A 16,317-nucleotide genomic window follows, 5' to 3' on the forward strand; every position below is an offset into this window, starting at 1 on the left:
GATCCTCTCCTTATCTAAATAAAAAAACCCCGGGATGCACCCGAGGTTTGACATAGTGAGAGAAGGGTAGAGACTTTTGGCTCTAACTCTCTCGTAGTCAAACCATTTACGGTAGTTTGGTAGAAACTTTTGGACCATATTTCCAATATTATACGAGTGTTTATATGATTTTATATGTTGAAAATGATTATTTCACATTTTATATGCATGAAATGGAAGGTGTCAATGGTAATCGGTTTTTAAGTATAATGAAGAAAATAGTTATTAGGAGAATGAGAATGAACTTTTACTGTAAAAGTGTGCTGCATCAAATCGAAGTGGCGGTTACCTCTATTATCAACATAATGGATCGTCTTTCGGATGAAGACTTAGATAAGAGACCGACTTCAACTAAGCATTCAGTTGGGGAGTTGCTTTCACATTTAGCCCTCATTTGCAGGGCGGATTACATCATAGCTACAGGAGCTGCCCAAGAAGAATTGGAATCGTACTACTCAAGTAAAACCCTACATACCCTCACCGAGATGAAAGAAGAACTGATCAATAATGTTAACGATTTAAAAGAACGGGTCTCATGTTTAAGTGACGAAATGCTCAAAGAAGAAACCTCGTCCTATTGGGGTGTAACTTACACCAAGTTCGAATGGCTCGTTGAAATCACAGCTCATCTTTATCATCATAGAGGCCAGCTTCATGCGGTTCTTGTTCACTGTTGTGATCGGGATCCCGGGGTTTCGCTGTTTGAATAGGCAATACTTATGCCCCCTTTTTGTGGGTAAAAATGGTTCAGAGAGTTGAATGTGCTAACCGGGCAGTTTATTAGTTGATATATCCCTCTAATAGTTATACATTATATGTACAAGTAAAATACAAAACTTGTACAACACACAAAAGGAGTGGAAGAAATGAAAAAGATTTTCTCGATTTTGGCAACGGTCATGTTAATGTTATCACTGGCTGGAGGTGCGTTTGCGGCTGAGAATGATGCGATGGTGCGTATTGTTCATGCTTCTCCCGATGCTCCGGCTGTCGATGTGTATGTGGATGGGAATGCAGTGGTTGAAGGTGCAGAATTTAAAGCAGCAACAGATTATATGAATCTTCCTGCAGGGGATCATAAAGTTGAAATTTATGCTGCAGGAACAATGGGAAGCGAAGATCCTGTCATTTCTCAAGATTTAACGGTTGAAGCAGGGATGGCTTACACAGTAGCGGCTGCTAATACAGTTGAAAACCTGGAATTAGTAGTAGCGCAGGATTCAATGGATGTAACAGAAGGAATGACGAAGGTACGTGTCGGACATCTTTCCCCGGATGCACCAACGGTTGATGTTGGTCTTGTGGGTGGAGACTCATTATTCAGTGGAGCTGAGTTCAAAGCAATCACGGATTATCAGGAGCTAGATCCAGGAACCTATGATTTAGAGATCAGAACACCAGAAGGAGATCAAGTGTTGGACCTGTCTGGAACAATGCTTGAAGAAAACACAGTATACAGCGTGTTCGCAATCAATACAGCAGCTCAATTGGAAGTACTTGTCCTGAAAGATTATACATTAATGCCTGGCAGCATGCCTGAAACAGGTATGGGTGGAGCAGCGACTCAATCGTCTTCTACTCTTCCAATCGTACTTGCAACGGCAGTATTAGGTGGAGCGGCACTACTATATGTTACACGCAGAAAACTGCAAAAATAATGAAACGACTTCTATTGTCTATCCCTTTGATGGCTCTTCTCGCGGCATGTGCTGCCGAAGAGCCTCAATCGGTTACGGAAAGTGAAGTTCAATCATCCACCATTGAACAACCTGTTCATCCCGTTACTCCTGAACCGCAAAAAGAAGAATACAGTATGACACCAGCTATTCTTTCCATACCGAAGCTTGATCTCGAAGCACCTATCAAGGGATTCGGGCTCGATAAGGAAGGGAATATGGAGCTTCCGGATAACGGAAAGGATGTGGCATGGTTTGAACCGGGCTTTCAACCAGGAGAAAAAGGGAATGCCGTTTTGGCTGGACATGTAGATGATGAGAAAAAGGCTGCTGTCTTTTTTGAACTAAAAGAGCTTGAGCCTGGGGATGAGATCCATTTACAAGATGAAGATGGAGACACTATGACATTTGTAGTAAGGGAAAAGGTCGCTTATCAAAAAGACGACGCACCTCTTAGAACCATTTTCGGTCCAAGTGAAAAACGCATGCTTAATTTGATTACGTGCACAGGTTATTTTGACCAGGAAATCCATAATTACGTAGAACGATTGGTTGTCTTTACAGAACTGGCAGAAGAGAATAAAGGAATGTGAAGAGCTTATCTCCCATTACGTGGAAGATAAGCTCTTTTATTTCGTCTAGGTGATGTTGAATGTGGAAAAGCTGTAGAAAATAACACATATGTATGTGCTTTATTCTATGAAACTCACACCGGCTTCAAGTAAAATAGACTTAACTACTTGTACGAAGGGGACCATGTCATGAAAAAACGTATCGCATGGATCATGAGCAGTTTGCTGTTGTTATTGGTGGTAGCACTTATTGTAGCCGGGAACTATTTTTATGATGTGGCCATTAATAGAAGTAATGAGGCTATAGAATTATATGGCGGAACAGACGAAGCGGTTGAAGCCGTCAGCGCCTTGGAGGAAGAACAAAAGAGATTAGAAGAATTAAGGAACTGGACACGAAAGCGGAACTTTGAAACAGTTGAGGTCGAAACAGAGGACGGCTTGACCCTTAGAGCTCAATATCTTGAAAATGAGTCACCGAATGGAAAATCCATTATCCTGGCCCATGGGTATAAAGGGAACAGCGAGCAGATGCCTGAAGTCACAAGATTCTATTACGAGGAAGGATACAATATTCTAAAACCCGATGCGAGAGGGCATGGGAAAAGTGAAGGGGATTATATCGGATATGGCTGGGACGATCGATTGGATTATAAAGAATGGATCAATCTCTTAATCAATGAAAAAGGTGAAGAATCTATTTTTTTGCACGGTTTTTCCATGGGGGCAGCAACCGTATTGATGACGAGTGGTGAGGACCTCCCAGAAGAGGTGAAAGGAATCATTGCCGACAGCGGATATACCTCATTGAAAGAAGAGCTGACTCACCAATTAAGATATCTTTACCGTTTGCCGCCATTTCCGATTATGGAGGTAACGAGTTTGGTGACGAAGGTGAGAGCAGGCTATACGTTCAGTGAAGCCTCGGCACTCGAACAGGTGAAGAAAAATCAATTACCTCTATTCATCATTCATGGAGATCAGGACGAACTCGTTCCAACCGAAATGGCTAATCGCCTGTACGAAGCAACGAATGGCATGAAAGAATTATGGATAGTACCAGGCGCCGGGCACACAGAAGGCTTTACGGTAGAAGAAGAGGAATACAAGAAACGAGTGAAGGGATTCATTGAAAAAGTGATGAACTCATAAAAAGGAGCAAAACGATGGGAGAAAAGACTTTATTTGAAGCGTATAAACAGACTGCTTTTCAACTTCAGGGAAATGGGAAACGAAATCTGGATGTTCTTAAAGATGTTTTAGTAGATGTAGATGGTGACTTGGAAAGTGATATTTACGGATCAGGAAGGATAATAGAGGAGTTCCAAAAGAAGATGGCAAACTTCCTGGGAAAAGAAAGTGCCATTTTCTTTCCGAGCGGCACGATGGCTCAGCAGATCGCCCTGCGTATCTGGTGCGATCAAAAAGAGTTGCACAGAGTGGCGTACCATCCTTTATGTCATTTAGAGATTCATGAAGAAGATGGGCTGAAGAAATTACATGGAATTGAACCGATTCTAATAGCAGACAAGGATTGTGTGATCGGACTGGAAGACGTGATGGATCTTGAAGAGGACATTGCTTGCTTACTGTTAGAGCTGCCTCAAAGGGAAATAGGCGGTCAACTTCCGGACTATGAGACTCTTGAAGCCATCTCTGAATACTGCCGGGATAAAGGAATCAGGATCCATTTAGACGGTGCAAGGCTCTATGAAATCCTGCCCCATTATAGGAAATCAGCAGAGGAAATCTGCGCCCTTTTCGATAGTGTTTATATTTCATTCTATAAAGGAATCGGAGGAATTGCAGGTGCGATCCTGGCCGGAAGCGAGGAGTTTACCAAAGAATCAAAGGTATGGAAAAGACGTCATGGCGGTGATCTCATCAGCCTCTATCCATACATCCTGAGTGCAGACCATTATTTTGATCAACGAATCAACAAAATGGAACAGTATTATGAAGGAGCAAAAGAACTTGCCGGTCTTTTTAACGGCTGCCAGGGTGCATCGACTCTTCCTGAACAGCCTGTTTCCAATATGTTTCATGTCTTCTTTCACTATCCACAAAAAGAAATAGAAACGATTTTGATGAAAGTGTATGACGAGACAGGTATTGGTTTAACGGGATATGTAAAAGAAGTGACTGAAAATGAGTGTGCGTATGAAGTAAGCGTAGGAGATCAATACGAGAACGTTCCAAAACAAGAATTGGCTAAGTTATTTATGGTGTTGGATGAAAAATTGAAGACACTGATAGAAAAATAAAGGATTGTATGGTGGTACCGGATGATTCCGGTGCCACTTTTTTTGAGGGACGGACCTCCACCAATACAGAATCCTTGCCATTTCAGCATTCTTCTCATAAATCACTATTTTGGAGGTCCGTCCCTCAGTTCACCGTGCCGCTTCTTTTGGAGGGACGGACCTCTCACCCTTTACTTTATTCAGAATTAAATCCCGTCCCTATCACATTCCTCTAACATAAATAGAGGTCCGTCCCTCTCCGGAGAAAGAAACATCTTATTTACTATTGAAATATTCTGATTATTAGGTATAATTCGATACATTATACATTTTTTGAAGGGGAGAAGGCGTATGAGTGTAAAGAGTAGTGGTTTGTTCGATGAATTAGGTGAAATCTTAAGCAGTCATCGGGTGACGGTGAATGAAACGATTTTAGAGCAGCATGGGAAGGATGAGTCCTATCATAGGCCGAGCTCTCCGGAAATAGTGGTGTTCCCTGAGAGTGCCGGGGAGGTGAGCGCGATTGTGAAGGTGGCAGCCGCCCATCACACACCCATTATCCCGTTTGGTCTGGGTACAAGCCTTGAAGGTCATGTGATTCCATATGATAAAGGAATTACCATTGATTTTTCCCGGATGAATAAAATACTCGAGGTGAGGGAGAAGGATTTTCTCGTAAAAGTTCAACCTGGTGTTACACGTTCTCAGTTGAATAAGGAATTGAAGAAATACGGTCTCTTTTTTTCAGTGGATCCAGGTGCTGATGCGACCCTTGGAGGCATGGCAGCCACGAATGCGAGTGGGACGACTTCTGTAAAATATGGAGTCATGCGGGATCAGGTACGGGATTTAGAAGTGGTGCTTCCCGATGGAGAGGTGATTCACACAGGAAACATGGCTCAGAAATCATCGTCCGGTTATCACTTAAACAGTTTATTCGTAGGTTCAGAGGGCACGTTGGGATGTATTACGGAGCTGACCCTACGCGTATATGGCATACCTGAGTATATTGTTGCGGCACGTGCATCGTTTAATCATATAAATGATGCAGTGGAAGCGGTCGTGTCCATTTTACAAGCCGGCATTCCGATTGCGAGAGTGGAGCTGGTGGATGAACCATCGATGGTCCAAGTAAATCGATTCAGTGAGACGGATTATAAAGAAAAACCTACTCTTTTTCTTGAGTTTCATGGTAATGAAGCAGGTCTCCAACAAGATGTAGATTTCACCAAAGAGATTATGGCCGATCATGACTGTGAAGAGATTATGTTTGAAGAAGACACTGCTGCAAGGAATAGATTGTGGGAAGCGAGACATAATCTTGCCTATGCTTATGTACATGGAAACCCAGGAAGGAAGCTCATGGTGACTGACGTGTGCCTGCCCATTTCAGAACTGTCCGGTGCCGTGCTGCATGCACGAAAAAGGCTGGAAGAATTAGAGTTGATAGGGGGAATCCTCGGACATGTGGGTGATGGAAATTATCATACATCACTCATGATTGATTTAAACGACCCTGAAGAGGTGAAGAGAGCGGAAATATATAACGAACAAATCGTGGAATATGCCCTTGAACGAAATGGCACATGTACGGGAGAGCATGGTGTAGGAGTCGGAAAGATGAAGTATCAACAGAGGGAACACGGTGGTGCTTTGCAGGTCATGGAAAAAATCAAGCTGGCCATAGATCCAAATGGAATCTTTAATCCTCATAAACTAGTACATAAAAAGAAGGAGGAAAAAAAATGAAACTTCTCGAAACGATCAGTAATCTGGCAGGAAAGTATTTCGCTATTTGGGTCATCCTCGTAGCGGCGGTAGCCTATTTTGTTCCTGCTCCTTTCCTCCCTTTGGGTGGCTATATAACGATTCTATTAGGTGTTGTGATGTTCGGTATGGGACTTACGTTAAAGCCCGTTGACTTTCAGCTGGTTCTTAAGAAGCCGTTGCCTGTCATCACTGGAGTAATGGCCCAATTTATCATCATGCCGTTAGGTGCCCTATTGATAGCGTATATACTGAATCTACCGAATGAATTAGCCGCCGGATTAGTATTATTGGGGTCGGTTCCTGGTGGGACAGCATCCAATGTCATGGTGTATCTGGCAAAAGGGAATCTGGCATTATCTGTTGCCATGACATCACTATCAACATTACTGGCCCCCATTGCGACTCCGCTGATTTTATTCGCTTTGGCAGGTCAGTGGCTGCCTGTCGATCCGATTGCCATGTTTCTCTCCATCGTTCAAGTGATCATCATTCCAATCACTCTTGGGTTAGTCATTCGTAAACTATTCCCGAGCACAGTGGAAAAAAGTTTAAATGTCATTCCGTTGATTTCAGTATTGGCGATCATTATTATTGTATCGGCGGTCGTTTCTGCAAATGTCAATAATATCGCAACTTCAGGAGCGATCATTTTTACAGCTGTGATCCTGCATAACCTATTTGGACTTGGACTGGGATATGGCACGGGAGCCCTGATGAAATTAGATGAAAGTAAGCGGAGAGCGATTTCGATTGAAGTCGGGATGCAAAATTCCGGACTTGGGGTGGCACTGGCCACTGCCCACTTTGGACCGCTGGCGGCATTACCAAGTGTCATTGCGGCCGTATGGCATAATATTTCAGGACCGATTCTTGCGACGTTTTGGAGTAAGAAACCTGTGAAGGAAGAGATAGAGGAGGAATTTGTGCCTCGGGCAGCTAGTCCGAATGCAAGGTTATGAAAACGATAAGACTTGATATGGTTGAAGTGAAAAAACATGATTTTCTCATTTTTTAAGAGATTGAGGCAGTAGGGGAAAAGGACTGATCCACTTTGAGTGGACCAGTCCTTTTCAAATGAAAATATTCCTAACTATTTTCTGAGCATCAACTTTAAAAAAGTTCCTTAATACAAGAATAGCAATAAGATGGTAGTAATAACTCCAACCCAGATAGCCAGTAAGAAGCAGTAGCCCATGATATGTCTAATATGAAGTCCAACAATACTCAATATTGGAAGCGCCCAGAATGGCTGAATCAGGTTCGTCCATGCATCTCCCCAGCCAACGGCCATTGCAATCGTTGAAGGATCAACCCCTAACTTCATTCCTGCTGGAACCTGTAAAGGACCTTGTAATGCCCATTGACCTCCACCCGAAGGAGCTAAAATATTTACAACCCCTGCCGACCAATAAGTAAAGACATCAAAGGTTTCCTTATTTGCAATGGATGTCATACCATCAATGATGGTTTGACCCAATCCGGAACTTGAAAGAACGGCTATGATCCCGGCGTAGAATGGGAATTGCAAGATAATCGGAGAAGTTGAACCAACAGCCTCTTTAAAAGCATTCCCAAACTGTCCAAGTGAACGGTGAAGGATAAGGCCCAGTGAAAGAAATAAGATATTAATGATATTCAAGTCCAAATCTCTTCCGATCACGAATTCATTTATCACATAAATTAATCCAACAATACCTGTTACAATACCTAATACGGGCGTTTGTTCAAGTTTAAGAGCAGGTGTATCCGCTTCTTGTGATGAGGTTTCTGTTTTCAAAGAAACTTCTTTTTCCTGATAAGGTTTAATGTTTGTTTTAGGAGCCATGAGGCAAATGACGATAGGCATAGTAACAAATAAGACAGCAAAAATAATGAGAGTGGAAGGATTGAATATGGTCTCTGAAGTAGGGATTACACCCATCACATCTGCTAAGAAATGATCTTTTGTAGCAACAGTTAAACCGATTGAACTTGATAAACCAGCGGTGTAAAGGACAGTTGGTGAATAGGCTGCTGCAACAAGGAGAGGAAAGTGTGCATCCTGATTTCGCTTACCTACCTCACGTACAAAAATAGCCCCAACCACAACCGCAAGTCCCCAGTTAATATAATAGGCGAAAGCAGATACCACAAACGTAAGAACATAAGCTTTAGTAGGAGTATTTGCGAGTCCTGCTACTGATGCCAGTCCTTTTTTAACAACGGGTACAGCTGCTAATACCATCCCGGTAAGTAAAAGGAGAACCATCTGCATGGTAAACGTAAGGTAAACCCAAAATCCATCTCCAAAGGATTTAACGAGGGTAATGGGTTCTTCAGGGTTCGTAATAAATCCAACTATGAAAACAAATAAAGTAAGGAGAACTGCAATGACAAAAGCATCTGGCAAGTAACGCTGTACAACTCTTGAGACTCGATCTGCAATGGAAGATAACATCATAACAACTCCTTTCGGTGGTTGTTACATTATATTGAATGTAAAATAAATACATGTCCCTAATCAAAAATAAAAGGAAATTGCAGGTTTCTACATAACAGTAGTTAACTTCTAGGCAGAGAGAGACTGGTAAAGAGGGACGGACCTCCACGCATCTCCTAAAACACACAAAAGCCCATTCCTATCACATTCTTCTATCAAAATAGCATACCCCAAGGTCCGTCCCTAAAGCCTCTTAACCCAATCTTATTTCTTCAACAATAAATACATAAAGTAAGGAGCCCCAATCAGAGCGATCATGATCCCGGCTGGAATGCCATCGGGTTCCAGGATATTACGACCGACTGTGTCAGCGAGTAATAATAGCCATCCGCCAAGCAGTATGGCAATCGGGATGAACATTTGATTCCGTGGTCCGACCAATGCTTTGGCGATATGGGGAGCCATTAATCCGATAAAGGCGATTCCACCTGTAACGGACACAGCTGATGCGGCTAAGGCAACAGCTACCATCAGCATGATGAAACGTTCACGGTTGATGGAAACTCCTACACCGACAGAGACTGGTTCACTTAATCCAAGAAGATTCAGCATCTGGGATTTATAGAGGGCAAATGGAATCAGAATCACGAGCCACGGTAGAAGCGCCCAGATGAACGGCCAGTCTGACCCCCAGATATTCCCCGCCAGCCACATGGCAATGAAATCCACTTTAGCCCGTTCCGCACTGGAGATGAGAATGATCATGAGTCCCGACAGAGCCATGGAGAATCCGACCCCTACTAAGACCAACCTGACGGGCTGAATCCCATTCCGCTTACTATACGAAAACATATAGATGAGGCAGGCTGTAAGAAGAGCTCCTGCGAAAGCAACAATCGGCAGCAGATATGCAAATGAACCGGCATCTATCGGGAAAAATAAGAAGAAGATGGCGATGGAAACCCCTGCCCCGGAATTGATTCCGATAATACCTGGATCCGCTAAGTCATTACGTGTGATACTTTGTAAAATGCAACCGGAAAGGGCCAGGGCCATCCCGGCCAAAATCGTAATGATGATTCTGGGTAAACGAATGGAAAATAGGATGAATTCTTCTTTGAATGACCCTTCACCTAAAATAGTAGGCAGTAGACGATCATATGAAACAGAAGAATAGCCCAGTCCAATACTAATAAATGTTGTTGCTGCGATAAGGATTAGTAGTCCAATAAGAAGTAATCGTTGTTTTTTGATCAAATCCGGATGTATCATCAGAAGCCTTTCCCTCCTTTATGCACGATAAATAGGAAGAAAGGTAAGCCCATCATCGCGACGATCGCTGCCACAGGTGTTTCGTATGGGGTGTTGATTGTTCGGCCGAGCGTATCTGCGAGCAACATGAATGTTGCTCCAAACAGGGTGGAGATGGGGATGATCAAGCGGTAATCTGTCCCAACCACAGCCCGGACAATATGGGGGATCATCAAGCCGATGAATACCATATTCCCGACAAGGGCAACGGCAGCCCCTGCAAGTAGAACGATCACGATAAAGAGGATGGTTTTCACAAAGGCCGTACGTTGACCCAATCCGACGGCAACTTCCTCATTTAAACTTAGTATCGTTAGTTGTCTGGATAAAAAGATTGAAACCACGATACCGAATAAAATAAATGGAACAATCACTTGAAGCTGATTCCAGGTTGTCCCGATCATTCCACCGGCCGTCCACATTGACACATCTTTGGAAAGCTTAAAATAGAGACCGACTCCTTCAGAAATGGCAAATAAAAAGGCGGAAACGGCAGCACCGGCCAATACAATTCTAAAGGGAGAGAAGCCGCCCCGTTTCATTGAGCTGATGCCAAATACCAACAATGCCCCAACAGCAGAGCCGATGAAGCAAGCAATCATAATGCCGTAGTAGCTGATGGAAGGAAAAAAGGCAAGAGCAACGGCTAATGCTGCGTTTGCTCCCGCTGTCAATCCAAGTAACCCCGGGTCTGCAAGGGGATTTCGCGTCATGCCCTGCATGATGGCTCCCGATACGGCTAAAGAAGCTCCAACAACAATGGCAGCAACTTCCCTGGGGAAGCGGATCTCCCTCAGGATGGTTACCTTATCTCCGTCACCGGCAGGAGTCAATGCAAGCCATACGTCCTTCACAGTTGTTTCCGCAGCCCCATACACCACAGATATAAGAAAAGCAGCAACAAATAAGAAGGTGGCCCCGATTAATTTATAAAAAAATGGAATTCGCTGATTTTGAGTTTTCATAATCAATCATCTTTTCTTTATTGGAGTAGAAAGAAAGGGCATTCTTGTGATAAGAATCCCCTTTACAAATTAGTTGCCTAGAAATTTCTCTTTGAAGAAATCCAACTGGTAATCAAGTGTTAATGGATCATTAAAGTAGAATTCCATCATGTTCACTTCATATACTTGATTGTTCTTAACAGCAGGAATGTTTTTGTATGTTTCTGTTTCCATGAATGAGTTATCTGCTTTCGGATCTTTGCTTATAATCAGATAATCTCCGGCATACTCAGGCATAACCTCTGTTGAAAGAGCGAAATATCCAGGTTCCAACGCTTGTTCTTTTACTTTTTCAGGCATCTTCAGGTCCATTTCCTGATAAAGGATCTCCGTACCGCGACCCCAGTTGTTTCCATAAACGTATAATTGCTTATTGAAGCTTTCAATAACGGAAACGGTTGTATCTTCTCCAATTTTCGCTTTGATGTCTTCTCCTGCAGTCTGGGCACGCTTCTTGAAGTCATCCACCCATTCTGTCGCTTCTTTTTCTTTATTTAGTAGTTTGCCAATTTCGATGTGCTGCGTTAAATAGTCTACTTTTCCATAAGTGTATGTAACAGTAGGGGCAATTTCATTTAACTTATCGACATTTTTAATATTGGATAGACCGATGATTAAATCAGGATCAAGCTCAATGATTTTCTCCAAGCTTTCGTCGGTTACTTCTTCCACATCTTTTAATTCCTTATCCCAACGAGGATTCATTTTTGACCATGAGTCCACACCTACAACATTCACATCAAGTGCCATGACGTTACCGGCAAATGAGGATAGGACGACTACGCGCTGTGGATCTGCCGGTACTTCAACAGGTCCATTTTCTGATTGATAGGTGATGGTATCAGAAGATTTGTTTTCTTTTTCTTTTGAGTCCGAGCCATCTTCTTTCGTAGAGCTGTTGCCGCAGGCACTAACGAGCAGCACTAACAGCAGAGTAAACGGGATGAGCCATTTCTTCATGTTGATCTTCTCCTTTTAATAGATTATATGTGTAACACATTGGCTTGTTTGTTCGAGGATCTCTACCTATCTCAGCGTCGATTTGGAATACTTTTTTCAGGACCTCATGGGTGATGACTTCCTCACAATTTCCTGCTTTCACGATTTCTCCTTCTTTTAAAGCAACGATATAGTCGGCAAATCGTGCAGCTTGATTTAAATCATGGAGGACCATCACAATGGTGCGTTCCTGTTCTCTATTCAGCTTCTGTAGAAGTTCCAGTACTTCCAGCTGGTGAGCCATATCTAAATATGTAGTCGGTTCATCAAGGAAGATGATATCTGTTTCCTGGGCAAGAGCCATGGCAATCCAGACGCGTTGTCGCTGACCGCCTGATAAGGCATCGACTTCCCTGTACTTAAACTCCAGGGTACCTGTCACTTCAAGCGCCCAGTTGATGACATCATAATCTTTCTTCGATAGACGGCCCATTCCTTTTTGATGAGGGAAACGACCATATGAAACCAATTCTCCTACCGTCAGTCCACTGGCACTCTCAGGAGTTTGCGGAAGAATCGCCATCTTCTTCGCTAATTCCTTTGTATTGCCTTTAAAAATGTTTTCACCATCTAACAGGACGTTACCGGAATGATGGGGGATGATACGGGTAATCGCTTTCAGTAAAGTCGATTTTCCACAACCATTCGAACCAATGATCGTTGTGATTTTTTTATCAGGGATGTCCACGCTTAAGTTTTTCACGATGAGGCGTTCACCGTAGCCAATGTTTAATTCGTTTGTATAGAGGCGAACCATTTTAAGACCTCCGTTTATAGATTAGTAAAGTGATAATGATTCTCAATCTCGAACAATTAAAATACTATAATCCTTTTTTACTAATGTCAATAGAAATTTGTATTGTCAAAGCATAAAAAAAGAGGTAGGATGTAATTGAGAATGATAATCAATTATATCTTGGTTGCTCAAGGAGTGGACGGAAATGGATAATCATGAACTATTTGATGTGACAGTCATTGGGGGAGGTCCAGCGGGACTTTACTCAGCTTTCTATAGTGGACTTAGAGAAATGAAAACAAAGATCATCGAGTTTCAACCAACATTGGGTGGAAAGATACATGTGTATCCTGAGAAAATGATTTGGGATGTAGGGGGGCTCACTCCGATTCCCGGGGCCAAATTAATTGAGCAGCTGGTTCAACAAGGATTGACTTTCGATCCCACTGTCGTCTTAAACGAAAAAGTTGAATCCATTACACGTAATGAAGAAGGTATCTTTATATTAGAAGGTTCATCAGGTGAAAAGCACTACTCAAAAACGGTCATCATCGCAGTGGGAAGCGGAATCATTAACCCTCAAAAGCTTGATATCGAAGGGGCAGAGCGATTTGAAGTTTCTAATTTAAACTACACAGTCAAGTCATTAAAAAGGTTTAAAGATAAGACGGTCATCATTTCAGGTGGAGGGAACTCAGCCATCGATTGGGCAAATGAACTAGAACACGTAGCGAAGAAAGTGTATGTTGCCTACCGGAAGGAAGCGTTGAACGGACACGAAGCTCAATGTGCCCAGCTCATGAACAGTTCGGCCTCCTGCCTGCTCAACACATCGATTACCAAGCTGATTGCGGCCGCAGATCATGAAACCATTGAAAAGGTACAACTGACCAATCATCAGACAGGAGAGGTTTCCTATTTACCTATTGATGAAGTAATCATTAATCATGGATATGAAATAGATACATCCCTGCTAAAAAATAGTTCATTGAATATCGACATGATCGATCAGTATTACATAGCCGGTACGACAAACAGCGAATCATCGATCGAAGGTCTTTACGCAGCGGGTGACATCTTGAAACATGACGGAAAGGTAAACTTGATTGCGGGAGCATTCCAGGACGCTGCAAACGCAGTTAATAAAGCGAAGCAATTCATTCAGCCTGAAGCAAATAAAGACGCCATGGTCTCTTCTCATAACGAAGTATTCAAGAAGAGAAACAAAGAACTGGTCAAGCAGATGATGAAGTAATGAATAAAGCTCTCTCCACATGCGGGGAGAGCTTTATTTATACAAATAGATCTTAATGTGCTCTTGTTTATCAATCGTGGCAAGTAATACATCGTGCACGGTGACATTGTAAAGGGTCTTTAGCTGATCATGCAGCCAGTTTTCATCCTTATCAAGCTCGAGTAAGAGAGTTTGATTAATTTTCCGATCTTCAATAACGGGCATGGGGAGATCGAACCCCTTTGGAGACAGGGATAGGTCCTTTTGAGTCACAGGCTGGTATTGGGGTTTGAGAAATATGGAGATTTCTCCGCCGGTTTCCCATAGGGCCAACGCCACCTTCTCAACTTCCTCGGTCTGCTGCTTTCTTAATTCAGACAAAAGGCTGTCTAAGGGTACTCGTGCTTTCTTGAGATTTTGATATAGGATTTCCCCATTATCGATCAATGGAATGGGGGAGGGGTCAAGTATTTTTCGTATGAAGGTTGAATGTAGACTGAGGTATACCCCAATCAGATAGAGAGCCACCAATGTACCCATGGTGAGCATGGAGCCTTTCAATCCCAGTCCTTCGTCCGATAATGGGTGAGCCATGATGTTCCCTATTAAGAGTGCCATAACAAAATCAAGGAACCTTAACTGTGAAATCGATCGTTGCCCCATTAATTTAGCTATGACAATTAGGAACATAAAGCCAAAAATAGCGCGTAAAATCCATTCCAGGGAAGTCAACGATTCCTGACTCATAAAGAAATCCAAACGAACACGTCCTTACTTCTTTCAACTGCCATATAGTATCCCCAAAAGATTCTTCCATAAAACAAAAAAGATGCCTACATATGTAAGCATCTTTCATGACTATGCGTTATATTGTTCAACGTTCCCATTATGAGCTGCTTCTGCACGCTTATTGACTAAATAACCTACAAGTAATACGGCAACAGTCAACCCAATCGTGATAGCATAAGTGATTGGACCATGATGGATATTGAGTAAATGTAGGAATTTCTCGTCTCGAACAATCATTTCCCCTGCTGTGAAAGCAAGGATCCCAGCTCCAAGGTAAGCGATCCAACGGTACTTCTCAAGTACTCTGACAATCGCCTTTGATCCGAAAATCATGATCGGAATCGAGATGAATACTCCAAGTGCAATCATACCGATATGTCCATGTGCTGCACCAGCGACGGCCACAACGTTATCAAGGCTCATGACAGCATCTGCGATGATGATGGTTGTGATTGCTTGTCTAAGTCCGGTGTGAGATTTAATATTGGCTTCTCCTTCACCTTCGACCAGTACCTTGTAAGCGATCCATAAAAGAAGGACCCCGCCGATCAGATGAACATAAGGGATTTTTAATAAGTAAACAATAATGGCAGCAAAGAAAATGCGCAGGATGACAGCTCCTGCTGTTCCCCAGAAAATCGCTCTGTTTTGATGTTCTTTCGGTAATCCTCTCGTTGCCATGGCGATGACAATCGCGTTATCCCCGGAAAGTATGATATCGATTGCAATGATTTTTAATAGTGCAATGATGGCTCCAGATGAGATGGCAAGTCCAAGTGGAAATAAGAAATCCATATTCAGTTCCTCCTTGATTCTACTAAACTATGAACGAAACACTAACTTATCTATAGTATCACAATTGATGGAATTTTGAACGGCTATTATTTCTAAGATAAATATTTCCAATTTATGCTTGTACTATTTAATCAATGAAGGATAAGTACCTATAATGAAAGGAAAGCTCCATCTCACTTTTACCAGGAGATGAAGCTTTGTTTTTTGATGTTTTTCTTTTTAGGCTCTTTTCGTAAAGTTTGTTGCTTATTGTAGAGGAGAAAGTAATAGTTGATTTCCGCTCCAGGATGCTCGCTTTCCGCGGGGCTGGCGGTGAGCCTCATCGGCTGCGCCTCCGGGGTCTCACCTGTCCAGCTATTCCCGCAGGAGTCGAGCATCCTTCCGCTCCAATCAACTTTCTGAGCATGAATTCTTAACGGAAAACAATTAAAACAAGAATTTTAACAAACAATCTCATTTAAGGTAAGTAGAGATTGATTTTCCTTTTAAGGAAGAAGGATTATTTTTTTCTAGTTTCTTGCACCCCTTGAAGCTCTGTCATGAAAATACTGTTAAAGATGGTGAGGGGAACTGCGCAGATTCCTGCGGATTTTGGGCGTGCCGAGACCCCGTTCGGCTAAGCTGAGGAGGCTCGGCCGAACGCTAGCTGCAAGCGGAGCAGTTCCCCTCACCATCCAGCATAAACTGGTTGTCAGAGCCCTGGCAGATTCTATGTTAGAAAACAACAATC

The 16,317-nt window shown here is 42.7% G+C and carries 15 protein-coding genes and 1 riboswitch; of the genes, 8 read left to right on the top strand and 7 right to left on the bottom strand.

Annotation, left to right across the window (positions count from 1 at the left end; translation table 11 throughout):
• Window positions 1-74 precede the first annotated feature (74 nt).
• Window positions 75-176, bottom strand: a riboswitch (purine riboswitch).
• Window positions 177-278: 102 nt separating this feature from the next.
• The 7 genes from AAEM60_RS06345 to AAEM60_RS06375 all read left to right on the top strand — a co-directional run bounded on the left by AAEM60_RS06345 (window position 279) and on the right by AAEM60_RS06375 (window position 7,259).
• Window positions 279-749, top strand: coding sequence for a DinB family protein (locus AAEM60_RS06345; RefSeq protein WP_299744891.1), 471 nt, complete (start codon window positions 279-281; stop codon window positions 747-749).
• Between the two features lie 156 nt (window positions 750-905).
• Complete coding sequence (locus AAEM60_RS06350; RefSeq protein ID WP_299744894.1) at window positions 906-1,697, top strand: DUF4397 domain-containing protein; 792 nt, start codon at window positions 906-908, stop codon at window positions 1,695-1,697.
• On the top strand, window positions 1,697-2,308 hold the full coding sequence (locus AAEM60_RS06355; RefSeq protein ID WP_299744897.1) for a class F sortase: 612 nt from the start codon (window positions 1,697-1,699) through the stop codon (window positions 2,306-2,308). The genes AAEM60_RS06350 and AAEM60_RS06355 overlap by 1 nt, the downstream gene beginning before the upstream one ends.
• A gap of 168 nt (window positions 2,309-2,476) precedes the next feature.
• Window positions 2,477-3,439 (top strand): alpha/beta hydrolase, encoded by a 963-nt coding sequence (locus tag AAEM60_RS06360; protein ID WP_341357692.1) that lies wholly within the window; start codon window positions 2,477-2,479, stop codon window positions 3,437-3,439.
• Between the two features lie 14 nt (window positions 3,440-3,453).
• On the top strand, window positions 3,454-4,551 hold the full coding sequence (locus tag AAEM60_RS06365; RefSeq protein ID WP_299744903.1) for a beta-eliminating lyase-related protein: 1,098 nt from the start codon (window positions 3,454-3,456) through the stop codon (window positions 4,549-4,551).
• Between the two features lie 330 nt (window positions 4,552-4,881).
• Window positions 4,882-6,279 (top strand): FAD-linked oxidase C-terminal domain-containing protein, encoded by a 1,398-nt coding sequence (locus tag AAEM60_RS06370; RefSeq protein WP_299744906.1) that lies wholly within the window; start codon window positions 4,882-4,884, stop codon window positions 6,277-6,279.
• A complete protein-coding gene (locus AAEM60_RS06375; protein WP_341357693.1) occupies window positions 6,276-7,259 on the top strand; it encodes a bile acid:sodium symporter family protein in 984 nt (327 codons plus the stop codon). Before AAEM60_RS06370 ends, AAEM60_RS06375 begins: the two co-directional genes overlap by 4 nt.
• 164 nt (window positions 7,260-7,423) lie before the next feature.
• On the opposite strand, the gene AAEM60_RS06380 is transcribed toward AAEM60_RS06375, so the two are convergent.
• The 5 genes from AAEM60_RS06380 to AAEM60_RS06400 all read right to left on the bottom strand — a co-directional run bounded on the left by AAEM60_RS06380 (window position 7,424) and on the right by AAEM60_RS06400 (window position 12,790).
• A complete protein-coding gene (locus tag AAEM60_RS06380; protein WP_341357978.1) occupies window positions 7,424-8,737 on the bottom strand; it encodes a TIGR00366 family protein in 1,314 nt (437 codons plus the stop codon).
• 246 nt (window positions 8,738-8,983) lie between these two features.
• Window positions 8,984-9,991 carry an iron ABC transporter permease gene (locus AAEM60_RS06385; protein WP_299744912.1) on the bottom strand — a complete coding sequence of 336 codons (1,008 nt, stop codon included), beginning with the start codon at window positions 9,989-9,991 and terminating at the stop codon, window positions 8,984-8,986.
• Window positions 9,991-10,995 carry an iron ABC transporter permease gene (locus AAEM60_RS06390; protein ID WP_299744915.1) on the bottom strand — a complete coding sequence of 335 codons (1,005 nt, stop codon included), beginning with the start codon at window positions 10,993-10,995 and terminating at the stop codon, window positions 9,991-9,993. Before AAEM60_RS06390 ends, AAEM60_RS06385 begins: the two co-directional genes overlap by 1 nt.
• A gap of 69 nt (window positions 10,996-11,064) precedes the next feature.
• The gene (locus AAEM60_RS06395) at window positions 11,065-11,994 is read right to left on the bottom strand and encodes an iron-hydroxamate ABC transporter substrate-binding protein (RefSeq protein ID WP_299744918.1); all 930 of its coding nucleotides are present in this window, start codon (window positions 11,992-11,994) and stop codon (window positions 11,065-11,067) included.
• Window positions 11,945-12,790: an ABC transporter ATP-binding protein gene (locus AAEM60_RS06400; protein WP_341357694.1), complete on the bottom strand. Its 846-nt coding sequence runs from the start codon at window positions 12,788-12,790 to the stop codon at window positions 11,945-11,947. The genes AAEM60_RS06395 and AAEM60_RS06400 overlap by 50 nt, the downstream gene beginning before the upstream one ends.
• Before the next feature lie 184 nt (window positions 12,791-12,974).
• On the opposite strand from AAEM60_RS06400, the gene AAEM60_RS06405 reads away from it, so the two are divergent.
• The gene (locus AAEM60_RS06405; protein ID WP_341357695.1) at window positions 12,975-14,024 is read left to right on the top strand and encodes an NAD(P)/FAD-dependent oxidoreductase; all 1,050 of its coding nucleotides are present in this window, start codon (window positions 12,975-12,977) and stop codon (window positions 14,022-14,024) included.
• 33 nt (window positions 14,025-14,057) lie between these two features.
• Here the strand turns inward: AAEM60_RS06405 and AAEM60_RS06410 are convergent, their stop codons facing one another.
• Window positions 14,058-14,762, bottom strand: a complete 705-nt coding sequence (locus AAEM60_RS06410) for a DUF421 domain-containing protein (RefSeq protein WP_341357696.1) — start codon at window positions 14,760-14,762, stop codon at window positions 14,058-14,060.
• A 99-nt stretch (window positions 14,763-14,861) separates the two neighbouring features.
• On the bottom strand, window positions 14,862-15,587 hold the full coding sequence (locus AAEM60_RS06415; RefSeq protein ID WP_341357697.1) for a TerC family protein: 726 nt from the start codon (window positions 15,585-15,587) through the stop codon (window positions 14,862-14,864).
• Window positions 15,588-16,317: the final 730 nt, after the last annotated feature.

The organism is Rossellomorea sp. y25 (assembly GCF_038049935.1).
Classification (GTDB): domain Bacteria; phylum Bacillota; class Bacilli; order Bacillales; family Bacillaceae_B; genus Rossellomorea.